Below are 18,811 nucleotides of genomic sequence, written 5' to 3'. Positions count from 1 at the left end.
GCGGGGCGAGTATTGCGGTTGCGACCGACATCCGCCCGGACAGGAGCCGACATGACGACCCCGAAGGTTCCCCTGGTGATCGACACGGACACCGCGCAGGACGACTGCATCGCCCTGCTCGTCGGCCTCCTCGACCCCCGCGCGGACCTGCGCGCGATCACCATGGTCGCCGGCAACGTCGGCTTCGACCAGCAGATCCGCAACGCCTTCCTGACCCTCAACGTCGCAGGCCGCCTGGGCGAGGTCCCGATCCACCTCGGCTGCCGACGCCCCCTCGTCCGCCCGTGGGAAAGCGCCGAGAACGTCCACGGCGACGGAGTCGGCGGCATGACCATGGACATGACCGGCTGCGACCCAGACCCCGAGCACGCGGTCGACACCCTCATCCGCCTAGCCGCCGAGTCCCCGGGCGAGCTGACGATCGTCTGCATCGGCCCCCTCACCAACATCGCCACAGCCACCGTCAAGGACCCCACGTTCGTAGACAACGTGAAGGCCCTGTACGTGATGGGCGGCAGCAACAACGCCCGCGGAAACATCACCGCAGCAGCAGAATTCAACTTCTACGTCGATCCCGAGGCCGCGAAGGCGGTGTTCGCGGCGGGTTTCGACATCACGGTCATCCCGTGGGCACCGCTGACGTTGGAACGCGCGGTCTTCGGCGAGCGCCAACGCGACGAGATCGCCGCCCTGGACACCCCGCTGTCCCGCTTCTTCACCCGAGCCTGCGCGGCCACCCTCGAGTTCGATCGGAGCGTCGGCATCAACGGAACAACCCACCCGGACTCGTTGACCGCGGCGGCACTGCTGCACCCGGAGCTGATCAGGCGGGTCGGTCAGTACCACGTGGACGTGGAAACAGCAGGCGAACTGACCAGGGGCTACGCAGCCATGTCTTGGGGCGTCCACGGGGTGGAGCCGAATGCAAGCGTCGTCGAGGACGTCGATGGCCCGGGGTTTTACACCTATCTGTGTGACGTGCTGGGCCGGAACTTCTACTCGGCACGCGCGTTTTCGTAGCGCGGGTGCCCCTCAGTTCCCGTAAGCCTAGAGGGTGTACTCCATTCGAGGGAGCTACAAGAAACTGGCTTTGTCGTCGGCAATTTGATCACGCGTTTGAGGGACACCGAATAGGGTGTCGCGCTGTGGCGGTCGACGATGATGGATGGGACCTCGAGCCAGGTACGGTTCTTCGCCGGACGGAGGTGCATGCGCGGTTCGGGGGTAACCGACAGAGCGGTATCGCGCCGATTGCGAACTCGCCTAACGTCCTGGTCTTCACGGGTAAAGGCGGTGCGCAGTACGGCTACGACTACGACGGCTGGCGCTCCGACGGTGCCTTCTACTACACGGGCGAGGGCAAGCTGGGCGATCAGAAGCTCACCCATGGGAACAAGGCGCTAGCGACTCCTGGGCGCAGGATCCGTGTCTTCGAGGAGGTGCAGAAGGCGCATGTGAGGTACGTCGGAGAGTTCAGGACCGACGCGGAAGACGTCTGGCACCTCGGCACGTCGCGCGACGTCAGGGAACGCGAACGGGCGGTCATCATCTTCAAGCTCTGGCCGGTCGACCCATCCATCGCCGAAGAGCCAAAGGACGGTGCACCCCCGCCTTCCGGCAAGGTTCGCGGCGATCCAGAAGCCTTGGCTGCAGTAGAACAGAGCGCTGACGAACAGGAATCTGCTGATTCCGGTGCCGAGAGCGATGATGAAAGCTCGGGCGACGAGCATCTTCGATGGGCGAGTGATTCGCCAGCCGAAGACGACAAGCTCAACCGCGAGGGTCTTGCTAAGGAGATCGCCAAGCAGCTCAAGTACTTCGCAAGGGAAGAGCCGAAGTCGTCCTTTCTGATCCACATCGATGGTCCATGGGGGTCCGGAAAGAGTAGCCTTCTGAACTTGCTGCACAGGCGAATCAAGGACGAGTACCTGGTCGTGTACTTCGATGCGTGGAAACACGCTCGGGTTGAGCCATCTTGGTGGGCACTGCTGACCTCCCTTAGAGAGCAGGTCGTGCGCCAGTGGTCGCGACCACGCCGATGGTGGTTCCGAGTTTGTGAAGCAGCGCAACGCGCCAGGCGTGGAAAGCGTCCGTTTTTTGCGACGCTGTTCATCCTTGCTGCGGTGCTCCTTATTGCATTGCTGTACAACCCAAACCTACTGTCGCCCAAACAGGTTGGTGCTCTTATCAGTGGGGTCAAGGTTCCGCTGACGGCGGCAGTGGCGATCTGGGCAGCGACCATGGCCGTGAGCCGGTTTGTGTGGTGGGACTCGGCACGGGGCGCTCAACGGCTCGAGCAGGTCTACAAGAACCCGTTGCAGGAAGTGAACTGGTACTTCGGGTGGTTGGTGAAGAAGTCGAAAAAGAAGATTGTCTTCTTTGTCGATGATCTCGACCGGTGCGATGAAAACCACGTCGTCGAACTCCTTGACTCGATCCAAACCATCGTGCGAGATGCTCCGTACGGCGAAAAGTCCGCTTCCTACTTCGTAGTCGCAGCGCACGGCAGCTGGCTTAGGCGCGCATACGAGACCGTGCGTGGTTCTTTCAGCGGAGCAGTCGAAGATCCAGGTCGCCGATTGGGGCACCTGTTCCTGAACAAGCTGTTCCAGCTGACCATCCCGATGCCAACGTTGGGCGCTGATACCAAGCAACGCTATTTTGAAGGCGAAGTGATTCGGCTTGAGCCGAAGCAATCCGGCGAAGACGCCAAGCAAGCGGAAATCGCGAGGCTGAGCGAGGAACTTCGGTTGGCAGCGAAGCCCGAGCAAGTTGAGGCGATCCTCGAGGAAGTAGACGACGAGGCTAGGCGAGGTCTCGCTGCCGAAGCCATTGAGTTGTACGACACTCCCGAGATGGTCAAGCTCACCGAACATGCTTTGCAGGAGTGGGTGAAGTTCCTGGACAACAACCCTCGAAGCATGAAGCGGTTCGTGAACACATACATCGTGCTCCGAGCAGCTAGGACGTATGAAGGGATCTCTCTCACAAGCGATGTGCTCGCGTTCTGGCTCGTATTGCAAACACGCTGGCCTATCCTGACCGAATACTTCGAGGCAAACCTCAACTCCCTGGGTACTGAGTCGGACAAGAAGATCAATCTGGATGCGCTTCCGGAAAGGTACGACCCGATCCTGAAGGACCCGGAGTTCCGGCAAGTGATCAGGGAAGCGAAGGTCGAATTGACGCCAGACAGAATTAGGGCGTGTTGCGGTGCCCGGGTTTCGGAAAATAAGGGACAACCGCACGATTGACCAATGAAGAAAACTCCTCCGGTGAGCGAATTGGCTGATCGAGTTGTTGTCGGGGCCTTTTCTGGATGCATCGAAGAAAGTCTCTCCTCGTGTGCGGGAATCGCAGCCTTCGACGCAATTAGTAGATCAAGATCAGTAGTGTATCTATTTTGGAGCCAAAATGGCAGATGACACAGCCGGCGTTGACCTGATTCCCATCAAAAGCGAGACTAGGACAATTCAGAAGTGCTTCCAGTACTGTCTTTACGATGTGCCAAATTTCCAGCGCGAGTACAGTTGGACCTCTGATCAGTTGGCAGACTTCTGGAATGACGTTGTTCTGGCACAGGGGGACTTCTTCTTTGGCTCTACCGTAACGTGGATTAGTGAACGGCGGGAGCTTTTCAATGATACTTACTCGATTATCGATGGCCAGCAGCGCTTGACTACGAGTGCCATCATGCTCTCGGCTATCCGCGATTCTTTTCAGGAACTGGTGAGCGAGTCGGGGAAGGCTGCTGAGGCCAAGGCTGCGGACTCGCAGGCTACTGCTACGCAGCGTTACTTAATTACGACCGACGATGATGGGAATTCTTACCCGGTACTGCGGCGTTCAGAGCCGATATTCGGTGAGCAAATACAGCATAGTAACGCGCTCCCATCAGGGGTCAGGCTGAACAAGAGTGCGGAAAATATCAGAGCTGCCCAGCAGTTTTTTAAACACCGAGTTCATGAGGCACTGTCTGGTCTTTCTTTGGGGGCTAAAATCGAGTCCCTGAAGTCGATTCGCGCGAATGTCCTCAAGGCGAGGGTGATTCAGATTGAGCTGACATCTGAAGAGGACGGGTTCCTCATCTTTGAGACCTTGAATACCCGCGGGACCGATTTGCGGTTGGCTGATCTCGTAAAGAATTTGCTGATCAGGGGCGGGGCGAGTAATACCCAGGACCGCGGAACGATCTCTAAGAGGTGGGCTGATCTCGTTCACAGGATCGAAGACGGGCGCACTAACCCGGACGTGGACAGCTTCATTTGGCAGTCGTGGAATTCGCGTCGCGATGCTGTGAAGCAAGCCGAGTTGTTCAAAGAGGTTAAAGAGCTTGTTAAAAGCGATCCCTCTAAGCACATCGCCTACCTGGAGGAGCTTGAAGAAGACTCCCAGGTGTATGAGTGGCTGGAGAATGAAGACGTCCAGCCTGAGCGGAAGGTTCGAGGCGTGCGGAATCCTTTTGCGGTTCCGGAGTTTGTTGACAGCATGCGAGCCCTTGCGATTTTTAATGTTACCGTAGCTAATACCACCGTGATTGCGATCGCTCGAAAGTTTAAGACGTGCAGCTTCATGAAGGAATCTCAGCTCATTGAGTCTATAAAGCTGGTCGAGAACTTTCATTTTCAATTTAGTGCTTTGACGAATAGTGGATCTACTGGCGGCACGCGCGGTAGGTACAATTGGTTTGCGGTGCGCCTAGAAGCGGCAAATTCGACGACAGATGTAGGTAGTGCGATTGCGGAACTTAGGTCGAGGTTGCGTGATAGCCTACCAACGAAGGATCGTACCGAGAGCGCCTTCATGGAGCTCTTTTATGCTCCGGGGTTGAAGCTCAATCAAAAGCAAAAGGTTCGTGCGAGGAAGCTCTTTATAGCCTACGTTTTGATGGCTTTCGCTAACGCAAAGAAGAGGATACCTGCCGGTCAAAATCTTGCTTCGTGGTCGATCGAGCATATTAAGCCGCAGGCCCTAGGCTCCGGAACCTATAAAGACTCTGTGTATTCGATTGGTAACTTGACGTTATTGACGAGCTCTCTCAATAATCAACTGGGAGATTCCTCGTTGGCGGCGAAGATTGACGAGTTGCGGAAAGGCAACGCGTATTTTGACCCTGCCTTGGAGTCGTGGGCCCAGAGCGGCTTGGACAGTCCGTCGGATTCTCAAATCCGAGAACGATCTGCAATGCTTGCTGAGGTAGCGCTAAATGAGGTCTGGGCGCTGTAAATGGTGAGGGTGTCGACCCTTTCTAACGCCTGTGTTTGAGTGGTGGATCTGCACGATAGAGCGGCGCATTATTCCGCAAGCGGTCGCAATAGCGGTCGCTTGCGGATTTCGTTCGTTAGGTGTCCGTCTTTCCAAACTTTAATGAAGTGAGGAACTTCGACCATGCCCTGCGGCCGAAGACCAGGATGGGGCCAGCATCGCCGAGTTTGGAATCCCGCACCCCGCGGAGGTCGGGGCTTCGCCGACTTCGACGCACTGCTGGGGGGCCGTTGCTGGAGGTGGACTTGCGCCAGTTGGTGAACGCGTTGGCGTTCATGCTGACCCTCCTGAGGGACGATCGGTCAGACGTAGTTGTCCGCTTCGAGGAACAGGTACTCGCGAGAGGCCGCCGGATTGAGTGCTGCTCCGGTGAGCCGTACCCACATGTGACTGGACGTCTCGACGTCGTCCTGTTCGTCGAGGTATGGCCGTCGTGGAAATCCTCCAGGTACACGAACTCCAGCGGGTCGGCCTTGCCCGGTGATTGGATGCGGAAGGTCGTGAAGGGGTAGGTGCAGGCTGGCGTGTAAGTGCGGGCCTTGAACGGGAGGATCTGCAGCTGCACGTTCGCGAGTTAAGCGACATTGGCGAGCTGCAAGAGCTGTTCGCGCCTGATCTTCTCTTCGCCGACTTGCCGAAGTACGCAGGATTCCGACGGAACGAAGCAGACCTCGGGTGCTGAGGAGCGTTCGATGACCTTCTGGCGTTCGAGGCGAGCTGTGATGGCGCTGTCGATTGCTTGATCGAAGACGCGTGGGCCTCCTTCGGAGAACATCGCGCGCATGTAGCTCTCGGTCTGAAGCAAGCCAGGGATGAGCTCTGCCTGGTAATGCCGGATGGTGCTGGCGTCTTCCTCCAGTTCGACGGCTTGTACTTGCGGTCTGCGTGGGCGGGGTTCGATCCGCACGAGGTGGGGTCCGAGGTCACTGAGCTTCAGTTGGTGAAGTTCTTCCTCGGCATCTGGATCTTCATGTGGTTGGCGGGGCTCGCGATCGTTCTGCTGTCGATCGGTGAGCGGTTTCTCCGCTCGATGCTGCAGTTGGTCGGTCTGACTGCTGTCATGGCGGTGGTGTCGTCCATCGCCTACTTCGTGGGCCGGAGTTAGCCCAACGGGACTGTGCGCAGAGGCGTTCCACCTGAGTCAGAGGTGGGACTCGAGGGTGTCCAGGAGGGCTCGGACCGCTTGAACGTTTTGGTGGCTTCGTTCTTCGAGGATGGAGAGGGCGGCCTGCCAGGCTTTGCGGGCGTCTTCGAATTCGTCGCGAGCCTTGTGCGCTTTGCCGAGGGCCGTGAGGCTCGTGGCCTCGCCCACCCGCTGGCCGAGGTGGTGACGGTGCTCCACCGCGCGATGGAGGTTCTCAACCGCGTTCTCGGTGTCGCCCGCGAGAAGGTGTGCGATTCCGAGGGCGTGCAACGTGTAACCGGTCGCGAAGCCGTCGCTGCCGCTGGTGCTGAGTGAGTGGCGCAGGCAGGAGAACGCTTCGTCGAAATCACCTAGGTTGGCCAAGGCCAGTCCCAGCACGGCAGGGGCGCCTTTCAGGTCGTTGGCCAGCTCTAGAGCCCGTCGTACCGAGGCCGCGGCCTCTGCGTAGAGCTCCTGCTCTAGGAAGGTCTCGCCTTGCACGTTGTGGGCCAGCGCCTCCCACCAGCTCTCACCCAGGGTGGAGAAGAGATCGGCGGCTCGCTGCATGTAGCGGCTCCCCGCCTCGAATTCGCCGCGGAAGTGGTGTGCCTCGCCCACGTGGAAAAGCAGCCGTGCTCGGGCGGGAGCATCCTCCTGACCTTCTGCAACTCGCAGGCCGTCAGCGCTGGCGGTCTGGAACTCGTCGATCAATCCCCGGAGTTTGAACGGGTAGGCAGCGACATGCGCCAGCCAGGCTGCGCGTGACATCTCGAGCGTCGATGCCTGGCGAATGGTGGCGAGCACGCTGGGGTGTTCGCTGTCCCACCAGGCCAACGCGTCCTCGTACGTGGGGAAATCGCGCCACAGGGCTGTGTCCGTGCGCTCAAGAGGTGGCAGCGTGCGGGTGGGCGCGAGTCGCTGGCTGGCCGCGTACGTGGCGTAGAGGTGGTGGTCGAGCAGGCGCTCGAGCGCGGCTCTGCGGTCGTCTTCGGTGTCATCGGAGTGAGCGCGCTCCCGTGCGTAGGCGCGCAGGAGGTCGTGGAGGGCGTAGCGGTCCCCACCGCGCCGGGTGATCAGATGCGCGCGGGAGAGCTCGGCCAGTGCTCGCCGGGTGCGGCGCAGGTTCGTTCCGTCGAGTGCCGCCGCAGCGGATGAACTGATGTCGGGTGAGTTGGGAAGCCCGAGCAGGCGGAACAACCGGGCCGCGTTGGGCGAGAGGGTGCGGTAGGACCAGGAGAACACCGCTCTGATGCCCGTCTTTCCTCCCGCGTCGAGCGTGTCGAGTCGATCGCGTTCGTCGCTCAGGTCCGCGGCGAGGTCATCCAGGGTGACATCGGGCTCGGCGGCGGCCTGGACCGCGACCAACGTGAGAGCCAGCGGTAGGCCGGCGCAGTGTTCCAGCAGCGCCTCGACCGCTTCCGGCTCCTCGGAGAGCCGGTCGGCGCCGACGTGGTTGCTGAGCAGTGTGCGGCCTTCGCTCCGCGTCAGGGTGGTGAGAGCGAGTCGGTGAGCTCCGTGGCGGGCCACCAGACCGTCGAGCCGCTGGCGGCTGGTGACGACGACCAGGCAGCCGGAGGAGCCCGGCAGCAAGGGCAGAACCTGCTCGGTGTCGCGGGCGTTGTCCAGCACGAGCAGCATGCGTCGGCCGTGCACCAGCGTGCGGAACTGTGCCGCTTTCGCCTCTTCCGCGAGGGGTATCGCTTCCGGGGCGACACCGAGAGCGATGAGGAACCCGGTCAATGCCTCGGCAGGTCTCACCAATTCGGCAACAGGGTCGAACCCCCGGAGGTTGACGTACAGCTCACCGTCCGCGAACCGCTCTCGCAACTGATGAGCCCACTGAACGACCAGGGCTGACTTCCCCACCCCCGCGAGGCCGTCGACGGTCGATACCAGCACGGTGTGGTCATCACCTGAGCCGTTCAGCAGCGTTGTCAGCGCGTCCTGCTCGACGGTGCGGTTGATGAAATGCCGAACCGTCGCAGGAAGCTGACGTGGCACTACGCCCCGGTTCGGTGGATTCACCGTGCTGTGAACGTGCACGTCTCCGTGCACGTTCTGCGCCTGGACGACGTTGGCGACCTCCGATGCGCTGTTGTGCGCACCCCCAGATGGAGTTCCCACGGTTCCCTTCTTCCGGCAGCGGCGATTTCCAGTGCGAGGCTGGCACAAGCGGCGTTGATCTTGCACCACCATCCGAGGAGACCGAGTCGGACCGCGTTGGCAACACCGCGGGTGCCGGGTAGGTATTCGTAGCGACGATGGTGGCCCGGCGCGACGAGTTTCGACTGAAAATTCGGTTGTCGCAGCGCATGGCATGGCTAGGCTGGGGTGATGGGGTCGGTGAGGCAGGTTCAGATCACTTTTGATTGTGCGGAGCCGGAGCGGGTGGCTCGGTTTTGGTGCGAGGTGCTCGGGTATGTCGTGCCGCCTCCGCCGCCGGGGTTCGAGTCCTGGGGTGCGTTCGACCGGTCTTTGCCCGCTGAGCGGCAGGGGTCGGCTTTTGCCTGCGTTGATCCCAACGGCGTCGGGCCGCGGTTGTTCTTCCAGCGGGTTCCTGAGGGCAAGGTCGTGAAGAACCGGGTGCATCTCGACGTGCGGGTCGGGACCGGGCTGGTGGGGGAGGAGCGGTTGGCTGCTCTGGAAGCCGAGTGCGCGCGTCTCGAAAAGCTCGGGGCCACCCGGGGCATGCTGCTGCGAGCCGACGGGTTCAACGAGTCCTGTCAGGTGATGCAGGACGTCGAGGGCAACGAGTTCTGCCTCGACTGATTGAGCCGGCCGACGGGTCCGACCCGGTGGTTACTCCGCGGTGAAGAGGCCGCTTTCGTTGTTGAGGACTGAGTCGAGGAGTTGGAGGACTTCGGCCGTCTCCGCCATCTCTCCGATGACGATGATCTTGAGGCGTTTGCGGTCCTCGTCGTGGATGGTTTGCACGCGCAGGGTGCGGTCGGCGCCGACGCCTGCGAGGACGAGGGTGCCCAGGCGGTCCGCTGCTGAGCGGTCGACGCCGTCGATCTGGACGATGCTGGAGACCTCCACCGCGCCCGCGGTGTGGGCGGGTTCGGTCGGTCTGCCGGTGAGCTGTTCGAGGTCGGACCGGGAGATCCGGTACTGCTTGCCGATGCGGACGGCGTTGAGCCTGCCCGAGCGGATGTAGCTGCGAACCGTGCGCACGTGCAGGCCGAGGAGTGCCGCGACCTGCTCAACCGAGTACATATCTTCCTGCATCGGCTCTCATTTTAGGTCATGAAGAGGAATGATGCGGGAACGCGTCACGTGGGATCGCCGGGTTCGATGAACGACTGGACCATCCTGGGGAAGATCTGCGTGAACAGCGGTTTCGAGGTCGACGAGGCGCCGGTGAAGGCCGCGTGCTCCAGCTGGGCCTCGTAGACCGAGGTCAGCGCGCGGACGGCGTCGCGGGTGTCGACGACCAGGCGCAGGTTGAGGCGGTCCAGGGCCTCGTGCAGCAGCTCGGCGATCGAGTCCGTGAGGTGTTCCAGGGATTCGCCGGCGCGCTTGCGCAGGTGCGGGTCGCGCAGGGCGTGCGCGCGGAACTCGGTGACCAGCATGTACCAGTTCTGGTCGGCGATCAGCGACTCCGCGCAGGCCGTGCCCACCTTGACGATCGCGTCGTGCAGCGACTCCCGATCGGCGATGCCCTCGACGAGCACGTCGTCGACGATCGCCCGCGTCTTCTGGATGCGCAGGCTCATCTCCTCCTCGTACACCGCGAGGAACAGGTCCTCCTTGGTGTCGAAGTTCGAGTAGAAGGCGCCGCGGCTGAAGCCGGCGGTCTCGCAGATCAGCTCCACCGGTGTGTCGCGAATGCTGTGCTCGGAGAACACCTCGCGTGCGGCGTCGATCAGGCGTCGACGCGTCTGCGCCCGTCGCCGTGTTTCGCGTTGGCGCGGTTGTTCGGTCATGCCGGGCATTCTCCTGCGGTGTTTCGGCTCACAGTTCAGTGCAGCCACGAGCTAGGTGGATCTCGGGAAATATACAGTCTGTATCGCATACACCGTGTATCGAAATACCGGGAGTGTTCCCCTTGTCTTCGTTGCTTTACCGGCTGGGGCGGGCAGTGGTCCGCGGCCGAGCCTGGGTGCTGGTCGCGTGGTTAGCCCTGCTCGCGGTGCTGGGAACCGGTGCCGCGCTGTTCCAGCAGGGCATGGAGACCGAACTCTCGATCCCCGGCTCCGAGTCGCAGGACACCCTCGACCACCTCAACAACGTTTTCCCCCAGATGAGTGGCTCCAGCGCCCAGCTCGTGGCCACCACACCGCCCGGTGAGCGCATCGATTCCCCCGAGGGGCGCGAAGCCATCGAGTCCCTGATCCACCGGGTCGAAGGCCAAGAGGGCGTGACGGCGGTGATGAACCCGCTGTCGGACATGGTCAAGAACCAGGTCTCCGCCGACGGCGACACCGCGCTGATCACCGTCCAGCTCAGCTTCCCCGCCACCAACGTGCCGGACTCGGTGAAGAACGACCTGCTCGCGGAGGCCGACACCCTCGAGCGCCAGCTCGGCCCGGGCAGCGACGTCCACGCGGGCGGCTCGATCTTCGCCGTCAACATGCCCGCCGTCGGCGCCACCGAAGCGGTCGGCGTGATCGTGGCGCTGCTGGTGCTGCTGCTGATGCTGCGCTCGCTGGTCGGCGCCGTGATGCCGTTGATCACCGCGCTCGTCGGCGTCGGCGTGTCGATGACGATCGTGCTGTTGTCGACCGCGTTCGTCACGGTGTCCTCGGCCGCGCCGATGCTCGGTCTGATGCTGGGGCTCGCCGTCGGCATCGACTACTCGCTGTTCATCGTCTCGCGCCATCGAGAACAACTCGGCGCTGGACTCGACGTCCCCGAATCGATCGCGCGCTCGGTGGCCACCGCCGGATCCGCGGTGATCTTCGCCGGCGTCACGGTGATCATCGCGCTGCTGGCGCTGGCCGTTCCCGGCATCCCGTTCCTGACGGTCATGGGCATCCTCGCCGGCGTGTCGATCGCCGTCGGCGTCGCCGCGTCGCTGACCGTCATCCCCGCGCTGCTCAGCTTCGCCGGAGAACGGCTGCGCCCCAAGCGGGCTCGTGCCCAGCGCACCACCCGCGCCCGCACGCGCACCAAGTTCAGCCTGCGCTGGGTCCGTGCTGTCACCAAGGCTCCGCTGCTGACGATCGTGATCGTCATCGCCGCGCTGGGGATCTGCACGCTCCCCGCCGCTGACCTGCGGCTCTCGGTGCCCGACGCCGGAGCCCAGGCCGTGGGGACCCCGGCGCGCGACACCTACGACGCCGTTGCCGAGCAGTTCGGCCCCGGCTACAACGCGCCGCTGATCGTCACCACCGACGTCATCGGCACCAAGGACCCGCTCGGCCAGGTCAACGGCATGGCCGACGAGATCCGCGCGCTTCCCGGTGTCGCCGCGGTCCCGATGGCGACTCCGAACGAGACCATCGACACCGGCATCATCCAGGTCATCCCCGTCGGCGGCGGCGAGTCGCAGTCGACCGAGGACCTGGTGCACCGGCTGCGCGACATGAGCCCGCACTTCGAGCAGACCTACGGGGCCGGCATCGCCGTCACCGGCATGACCGCCATCGGCATCGACCTGTCGGAGAAGCTCAGCGACGCGCTGCTGCCCTTCGGCGTCATCGTCGTCGGGCTGACGCTGGTGCTGCTGGCCATGGTGTTCCGGTCGGTGTGGGTGCCGATCAAGGCGGCCTTGGGCTACCTGCTGTCGGTCGGTGCGACCTTCGGCGCCACGGCGTTCGTGTTCAACCAGGGCAACCTCGCCGAGCAGCTCAACATCACCCACGTGGGCGGCGTGATCAGCTTCCTGCCGCTGCTGCTGATGGCGATCCTGTTCGGCCTGGCCATGGACTACGAGGTGTTCCTCGTGTCCCGGATGCGCGAGGACTACACGCACAACCGCGACGCCAAGCGCGCCATCGAAGCCGGCTTCTCCAACGTCTCGCCGGTCGTGGTGGCCGCCGCGGTCATCATGATCTCGGTGTTCGCGGCGTTCGTCCCGCACGGCGACTCCAACATCAAGCCCATCGCCTTCGGACTCGCCGTCGGCGTGTTCGTCGACGCCTTCATCGTGCGCATGACGCTCGTGCCCGCCGTGATGGCGCTGCTCGGCGACCGGGCCTGGTGGCTGCCGAAGTGGTTGTCGCGCAAGCTTCCCGCGCTCGACGTCGAAGGCGAGGCGCTGGAGCACGAGATCCGGCTCGCCAACTGGCCCGGCAACGACGAGGTCGTCAGCGCGCGCGGGTTCGGCGTGCGAGACGACCGCGACGAGCCGATCTTCGAAGACGTGCGGATCGCGTTGCGGCCCGGCGGAGTGCTGGCGGTGCAGGGCGATGACGACGACCTGTCCTCGGCGATGCTGCACGCGCTCGGCGGACGGCTCAGCGGAGTGCGCGGCGACGTGCGCGTGATGGGTTTCCTGCTGCCGCAGCGAGCCCGCGCCGTCCGGTCCGCGACCGCGCTGGTGCGCTGCCGCGACAGCGAGGCGCCCGCCGCCGAGATCGCCTCGGCGCTGGCCGACGGCGTGCGGCTGGTGCTCCTCGACGAGCTCGACGCCGTCGCCGACTCCGAACAGCGCCGCGAGATCGCACGGCTGCTCGCGCAAGCGTCCACATCGGACGGTGAGCCGGTGGCCTTCGTGGTCACCCACCAGAACCCGAGCCTGGTCTCCGGCCTGCTGCCGGAACACCGGCTGAGCACGATGCGGCTTTCCACGCGGCCGGACGCCCCCTCGTTCGCCGGCCGCCTCCTGGAGGTGTGAGGGACATGCTGAACCCGTTCACGCACGCGAGCAGGCGCGCAGGCGGCTCGGTCGGCTGGCGCACCTGGACCGGCTTGATCCTCGTGCCGGTGCTCATCGTCGGAGTGCTGGCCTGGGCCTTCTGGGCGCCGATGTCCCAGCACGGCGCCGCCAAGGTCGCGGTGGTCAACAACGACGAACCCGCCACCATCAACGGGCAGATGGCGCCGCTCGGCCGCGAGATGGCAGCGAAGCTGGTCAACAACACCGAGTCCGGCTACTCGTGGGAGATGACCGACACCGACGACGCCGACGAAGGCCTCAGCGAAGGCCGCTACTCGGCCGCGGTCATCATCCCGCCGCGGTTCTCCCAGAACGCCGCCTCGGTCATGACCGGTGAACCCCTCGACGCCACCCGCGCCGGCATCCAGGTCAAGACCTCCCCGGCAGCGGCACCCGCCGACGCCGCCGCGGTGTCGGCCGCGGCCCGGCAGAGCGTGTCGGTGTTCAACAAGCAGATCCTGGAGCAGCTGCTCGACGGCTTCTACGGCGGCTTCACGCAGATGCACGACCAGCTCGGCACGGCCGCCGACGGCGCCAACAAGCTCGCCGACGGCAGCGGGCAGCTCGCCGACGGCATCGGCCAGCTGTCCACCGGGGTCGGCCGGCTGACCGGCGGAACCGGGCAGCTCGCCGAGGGCGGCAACCAGCTCGCGGACGGAACCGGGCAGCTCGCGGGCGGTGTCTCGCAGCTCTCCGGCGGTCTCACCCAGCTGCACCAGCAGATCCAGCAGATGCCGGCGCAGACCCAGCAGCTCGCCGACGGCGCCAAGCAGGTCGCGGCCGGAAACCGGCAGATGGCCAACACCTTCACGCCGCTGGCCGATCAGATCCTCACCGTCACCGACCAGATCCCGACCGAGTCCAGCACTCTCGCCAGCCTGCAGAAGCTCCTCGCCCAGTGCCCGCCGGAAGGGGCCACCGTCGACCTGTGCGCCGGGTTGCGCGCCGAGGTCGATCGGCTCAGCCGGCAGGAAGGTGCGCTGGACTCCATCAAGGAGCGGATCCAGAAGCCGGCGCGGGACATGCGCGACGGCATGCAGGGCCTGGCCTACGGGTCGGAGCAGGTCGCGCAGGGCAACCAGATGCTCGCCGACAAGTCCGGTGAACTCGTCGCCGGTGTCGGCCAGCTCGCCCAAGGCGGGCAGCAGCTCGACGGCGGCGCGCAGCAGCTCGCCGGGGGAGCGCGGCAGCTCGCCGACGGGCTCAACCAGTTCAACGGCGCGTCGCAGGAGCTCGGGACGGGTGTGCAGGCGCTGGCCGACGGCAGCAGGCAGGTCGCCGACGGCAACCGCCAGTTCGCCGACCAGATGGCGCCGGCGGGCGACAAGCTGCCCAGCTACTCCGACGACGAACGAGCGCACCTCAAGACCGTGGCCTCCAGCCCGGCCGCGCTGGAGTCGAGCCTGCCCGGCTTCGGCAAGTCGCTGATCGCGCTGCTGGTGGCCATCGCGTTCTGGACCGCGGCGATGGGCGTCTACGCGGTGACCAGGGCGGTTCCGGCCGACGCCTCGACCTCGCGTCGCTCCACCTGGCGTCTGGTGCTCGGTTCGGTCGTGCCCGGTGTCGCGGTGGGCGGAATCGGAGCGGTGCTGGTGAGCACGGTGCTCGCGCCGTTCCTGGGACTCGGCTTCGGCGGTTGGCTGGCCTTCACCGGGGTGACGCTGCTGGCGGCGCTGGCGTTCGTGGTGGTCAACCAGGCGCTGGTGGCGGTGTTCGGCAGCATCGGGCGGATCATCTCGATCGCGGTTCTGGTGCTGGCCGCCGCGACGGGCGTGGTGTCGACGGTGCCCGGATTCCTCCGCGACGTCAGCGCTGTGCTGCCGACGCAGGGTGCGGTGCAAGCGCTTTCGGCGATCGTCACCGGTAGCGGCGGGGCGCTCGGCGGGGTGCTGCAGCTCGTCGCCTGGCTCGTGGCCGGTGGCCTGGTGTTCGCCCTGGCGGTGGACCGGGCTCGCGTCGTCCCCTCGCGCCAGTTCCGCCGCCGTCCCTCGCCCGGACCGCGTCCGGCCTGGTGAGGCTGACCGCCCACGACCCCCGTCGACGCGCTCAGGGGCGCCAGCGGGGGTCGCGGCCGGTCTTGGCGACGATCTTGTCGAGCAGCAGGGCGTCCTCCGCCACCGGGACCTCCTCGGAGTAGGCGCCCATCGCCCGGCCCTTGGCCGCGGTCGTGGTGACCTCGGCGAGGGTCTGGCTGAGGGTTTCGGTGTCCCAGGTCGCCTCGGTGTCCGTCGCGCGGGAGAGGTCCCAGGCGTGGACCGTGTACTCGATGGTGATCAGGTGTCCCACCAGCTCGGACGGGTAGGTCGTCGGGCCGCCCATGTGGGTCTCACCGGTCCAGGACGCCGGTGCTTCCCAGGCGCGCGAGATGCGGTTGAGCTGTGAGAGCAGCGCCTTCGCCCAGTCGCCGCCCGTGCGGTCGACGGCCTCGGCGGGCGGGGTGACGTGCTCGCCGCGGGCCGCGGCCTCGAACGACGGTCCCCAGAGCAGCAGGTGGTTGATCAGCGCCCGCACGTCGTATTCCGCGCAGGGAGTCGGCGCCGACAGCTGCGAGGGCGAGATCCCGGCGACGACCTGCTTGAGCGTCGCCGCCGCCTGGACCAGGTGCTGAGCTCCGGACATGCCGCCCACCCAACCATCACCGGCCCGGCACCGCCGAACCGAACGAGCCGCCAGCCCTCCCGGCCCACGTCGATCACCCGGATTACTGCCGTAATCGGTGTCCGGATTACTGCGGTAATCCGGTAGGTACCCGGAATACCGCCGTAATCGGGGGACGGAATACCGCAGTAATCGGGTCAACCCGGAATCGGGTCAGGACAGCAGTTTGCGGAGGAACTTGTTGCCGAAGCCGTAGCGGATGAGGCCGTCGAGGTTGCGGATGGTCTTGTCGGTGTAGGGGTACCAGACGCTCTCGCCCTTCGGGGAACCGCGCGTGAGCAGGATCGGCTGGGCGTGGGTGAAGCCGCGCAGCGAGTCCAGGCCGTTGACCTGGCCGACGCCGCTGTTCTTCCGCCCGCCGAAGGGGGCTTCGGGGACGCCGTAGATGACCGCGGCGTCGTTGTGCACGACCGAACCCGTGGTCAGCTGCCCGCCGATGCGCTCGGCCTTGGCGGCGTCGCGGGTGAAAACACTGCCGCCGAGGCCGTACTGGCAGTCGTTGGCCATCCTGATCGCCTCGTCCTCGTCGCGCACCCGCATCACGGTTGCGACCGGACCGAAGGTCTCCTCGGTCATCAGCTCCATGTCGTGGGTGGCGCCCACGACCACCGTGGGCTGGAAGAAGAGGCCGTCGCCCGACACCCGCGAGCCGCCGACCAGCACCTCGGCGCCCTTGTTCGTGGCGTCCTTGAGATGCCCGCTGACGACGTCCATCTGCTTGTCGAAGAACAGCGGGCCGACGTCGCCGTCCTCGGAGCCGTAGCGCAGCGCGGAGACCTTCTCCTTGAGCAGCCGGATGAACTCGTCGGCGACCGACTCCACGACGTAGATCCGCTCGACGCTCAGGCACACCTGGCCGGAGTTGAACATCGACAGGTACGCCGCGCCGGAGGCGGCGCGCTCCAGGTCGGCGTCGGCGCAGACGATCATCGCGTCCTTGCCGCCCAGCTCCAGGGTGTAGGGCTTGAGCGACTTCGCACAGGCGGAGGCGATGCTGCGGCCGGTGCCGACGCTGCCGGTGAAGGAGATCTTGTCGACGTCGCCTTCGACCAGTGCCGCGCCGGTCTCGCCGTCGCCGTGCACGCACTGCACCACGTCGGCAGGGACGCCCGCCTCGTGCAGCACCTTCACGGCGAGCTCGCCGGAGCGGGGCGTGACCTCGGAGGGCTTGAGCACGACGGAGTTCCCGGCCAGCAGCGCCTGCACCACGGGGTTCAGCGACAGCACGAACGGCGCGTTCCACGGCGTGATCACCCCGACCACGCCCAGCGGCTGGTACTTGATGCGCAGCTTCTTCATCGGCAGCAGGTAGCCGTGCAGCCGGCGCTTCTCGTGGCGCAGGTCCTTCGGCGCGCGCTTGCACCAGAAGTTGACGAAGTCGCAAGCGGGCACGACCTCGATCGTCAGCGCTTCGGCCCGCGGCTTGCCGGTCTCGGCGCGCACCTGCTCGACGATCTCCTCACGTCGCCGCACGAGCACGTCGATGGCGTTGCGCAGGATGCGGGCGCGTTCGGCCACCGGCCGCGCGGCCCACTCGGCCTGGGCGGCGCGGGCGCGCTCGACGGCCGCGTCGACCTCGGCCTTGGTGCTGATCTCCAGGTCACCGACGTGGTGGCGGTCCACCGGGCTGTCCAGGCGGAGGCGACGCCGCCCGTCCTCCGCGGCCGGCTGCGGCTGCACGATAGCCATGGGGATTCCTTCTACTCGTAGCTGACTTGCCAGTGCTTGATGCCGTTGATGAAGCTGGATCGAAGCCGCTCGGGTTCGGCGACCTGCCGGATGTTCGGCAGCACGTCGGCGATCGCGTTGAAGATCAGGTCCAGTTGCAGGCGGGCGAGGTTGGCGCCCACGCAGTAGTGCGCTCCGGTCCCTCCGAAACCCAAGTGCGGGTTGGGGTCTCGCAGCACGTCGAAGCGGAACGGGTCGTCGAAGACGTCCTCGTCGAAGTTCGCCGAGCTGTAGAACAGCGCGACCCGCTCGCCCTCGCGGATCAGCTGGCCGCTGACCTCGACGTCCTCGGTGGCGGTGCGCTGGAACGAGGTGACCGGCGTGGCCCAGCGGACGATCTCGTCGGGCGCGGTGGACGGCCGCCGCTCCCGGTAGATCTCCCACTGCTCGGGGTGGTCGACGAAGGCCTTCATGCCGTGCGTGGTGGCGTTGCGGGTCGTCTCGTTGCCCGCGACCGACAGCAGGATCACGAAGAACCCGAACTCGTCGGAGGTCAGCGACTGCCCGTCGACGTCGGCGGTGACCAGCTTGGACACGATGTCGTCCATCGGGCAGGCCCGCTTGGTCTCGGCCATGGTCATGGCGTAGCCGAGGACTTCGGCGGCGGCGGAGACCGGATCGCCGAACTCGGGGTCGTCGAAGTTGAGCATCTGGTTGGACCAGTCGAAGAGGCTCTTGCGGTCCTCCTGCGGCACGCCCAGCAGCTCGGCGATGGCCTGCAGCGGGAGCTCGCAGGCGACCTGCTCGACGAAGTCGCCGCCGCCCTGCTCGCGGGCGTCGCGCACGATGGCCTCGGCGCGTTCGGTCAGCGCCGCCCGCAGGTTCTCCACCGCGCGCGGGGTGAACCCCTTGTTGATGATGCCGCGGATCTTGGTGTGCTTCGGCGGATCCATGTTGATCAGCATCGTGCGGATCGCCTCGAACGCTTCCGGCGTGGTGTAGCCGGGGAACCGGATGATCGCGTTGTTGGCCTCGGACGAGTAGAGCTTGGGGTCGCGGGAGATCTCCCGGATGTCGGCGTGCTTGCTGATCACCCAGAACCCGCCGTCGTCGTAGGGCGCGTCCATGCCGTCGGTCTGCGCGTTCCACCAGACCGGCGCGGTCCGGCGCAGCGAGGTGAACTCCTCGACCGGGGTCCGCTGCGCCCACAGCTCTGGATCGGAGAAGTCGAGTCCGGCCGGGATCGTCGGGTCAGGCACCGTTGCCTCCTCGCG

General features: G+C 65.2%; 15 protein-coding genes. 7 read left to right on the top strand and 8 right to left on the bottom strand.

What is annotated here, in order from left to right; translation table 11 throughout:
- Positions 1 to 51: 51 nt before the first annotated feature.
- From KBO27_RS18510 to KBO27_RS18500, 3 genes are all read left to right on the top strand, one after another.
- The gene (locus KBO27_RS18510; RefSeq protein ID WP_210971163.1) at positions 52 to 1,020 is read left to right on the top strand and encodes a nucleoside hydrolase; all 969 of its coding nucleotides are present in this window, start codon (positions 52 to 54) and stop codon (positions 1,018 to 1,020) included.
- 125 nt (positions 1,021 to 1,145) lie between these two features.
- Positions 1,146 to 3,254, top strand: coding sequence for a KAP family P-loop NTPase fold protein (locus KBO27_RS18505; RefSeq protein ID WP_210971162.1), 2,109 nt, complete (start codon positions 1,146 to 1,148; stop codon positions 3,252 to 3,254).
- A 160-nt stretch (positions 3,255 to 3,414) separates the two neighbouring features.
- On the top strand, positions 3,415 to 5,226 hold the full coding sequence (locus tag KBO27_RS18500; protein ID WP_210971161.1) for a DUF262 domain-containing protein: 1,812 nt from the start codon (positions 3,415 to 3,417) through the stop codon (positions 5,224 to 5,226).
- Between the two features lie 115 nt (positions 5,227 to 5,341).
- Here KBO27_RS18500 and KBO27_RS18495 read toward each other — a convergent pair whose 3' ends face one another.
- Positions 5,342 to 5,542: a DUF397 domain-containing protein gene (locus KBO27_RS18495; protein ID WP_210971160.1), complete on the bottom strand. Its 201-nt coding sequence runs from the start codon at positions 5,540 to 5,542 to the stop codon at positions 5,342 to 5,344.
- A gap of 297 nt (positions 5,543 to 5,839) precedes the next feature.
- Positions 5,840 to 6,172: a Scr1 family TA system antitoxin-like transcriptional regulator gene (locus KBO27_RS18490; protein ID WP_210971159.1), complete on the bottom strand. Its 333-nt coding sequence runs from the start codon at positions 6,170 to 6,172 to the stop codon at positions 5,840 to 5,842.
- A gap of 33 nt (positions 6,173 to 6,205) precedes the next feature.
- On the opposite strand from KBO27_RS18490, the gene KBO27_RS18485 reads away from it, so the two are divergent.
- A complete protein-coding gene (locus KBO27_RS18485) occupies positions 6,206 to 6,370 on the top strand; it encodes a hypothetical protein (protein WP_210971158.1) in 165 nt (54 codons plus the stop codon).
- 36 nt (positions 6,371 to 6,406) lie between these two features.
- On the opposite strand, the gene KBO27_RS18480 is transcribed toward KBO27_RS18485, so the two are convergent.
- Positions 6,407 to 8,512: a tetratricopeptide repeat protein gene (locus KBO27_RS18480; protein ID WP_307870477.1), complete on the bottom strand. Its 2,106-nt coding sequence runs from the start codon at positions 8,510 to 8,512 to the stop codon at positions 6,407 to 6,409.
- A 210-nt stretch (positions 8,513 to 8,722) separates the two neighbouring features.
- On the opposite strand from KBO27_RS18480, the gene KBO27_RS18475 reads away from it, so the two are divergent.
- A complete protein-coding gene (locus KBO27_RS18475; RefSeq protein WP_210971241.1) occupies positions 8,723 to 9,157 on the top strand; it encodes a VOC family protein in 435 nt (144 codons plus the stop codon).
- Between the two features lie 30 nt (positions 9,158 to 9,187).
- Here the strand turns inward: KBO27_RS18475 and KBO27_RS18470 are convergent, their stop codons facing one another.
- Positions 9,188 to 9,616: a helix-turn-helix domain-containing protein gene (locus tag KBO27_RS18470; RefSeq protein WP_210971157.1), complete on the bottom strand. Its 429-nt coding sequence runs from the start codon at positions 9,614 to 9,616 to the stop codon at positions 9,188 to 9,190.
- A 44-nt stretch (positions 9,617 to 9,660) separates the two neighbouring features.
- Complete coding sequence (locus KBO27_RS18465) at positions 9,661 to 10,314, bottom strand: TetR/AcrR family transcriptional regulator (protein ID WP_165944589.1); 654 nt, start codon at positions 10,312 to 10,314, stop codon at positions 9,661 to 9,663.
- 122 nt (positions 10,315 to 10,436) lie between these two features.
- On the opposite strand from KBO27_RS18465, the gene KBO27_RS18460 reads away from it, so the two are divergent.
- Both KBO27_RS18460 and KBO27_RS18455 read left to right on the top strand, forming a co-directional pair.
- Positions 10,437 to 13,169 (top strand): MMPL family transporter, encoded by a 2,733-nt coding sequence (locus tag KBO27_RS18460; protein ID WP_210971156.1) that lies wholly within the window; start codon positions 10,437 to 10,439, stop codon positions 13,167 to 13,169.
- A gap of 5 nt (positions 13,170 to 13,174) precedes the next feature.
- Positions 13,175 to 15,226: a YhgE/Pip domain-containing protein gene (locus tag KBO27_RS18455; RefSeq protein WP_210971155.1), complete on the top strand. Its 2,052-nt coding sequence runs from the start codon at positions 13,175 to 13,177 to the stop codon at positions 15,224 to 15,226.
- Between the two features lie 31 nt (positions 15,227 to 15,257).
- Here the strand turns inward: KBO27_RS18455 and KBO27_RS18450 are convergent, their stop codons facing one another.
- The 3 genes from KBO27_RS18450 to KBO27_RS18440 form a co-directional block, all read right to left on the bottom strand.
- Positions 15,258 to 15,830 (bottom strand): TIGR03086 family metal-binding protein, encoded by a 573-nt coding sequence (locus KBO27_RS18450; RefSeq protein WP_210971154.1) that lies wholly within the window; start codon positions 15,828 to 15,830, stop codon positions 15,258 to 15,260.
- 192 nt (positions 15,831 to 16,022) lie between these two features.
- A complete protein-coding gene (locus KBO27_RS18445) occupies positions 16,023 to 17,558 on the bottom strand; it encodes an aldehyde dehydrogenase family protein (RefSeq protein ID WP_210971153.1) in 1,536 nt (511 codons plus the stop codon).
- Positions 17,559 to 17,569: 11 nt separating this feature from the next.
- Positions 17,570 to 18,796, bottom strand: coding sequence for a cytochrome P450 (locus KBO27_RS18440; protein ID WP_210971152.1), 1,227 nt, complete (start codon positions 18,794 to 18,796; stop codon positions 17,570 to 17,572).
- Between the last annotated feature and the right edge of the window lie 15 nt (positions 18,797 to 18,811).

The organism is Saccharopolyspora endophytica (assembly GCF_018070075.1).
Classification (GTDB): domain Bacteria; phylum Actinomycetota; class Actinomycetes; order Mycobacteriales; family Pseudonocardiaceae; genus Saccharopolyspora; species Saccharopolyspora endophytica.
Note: the sequence above shows the minus strand (reverse complement) of the source record. Positions and strands in the feature narration are given on the sequence as shown.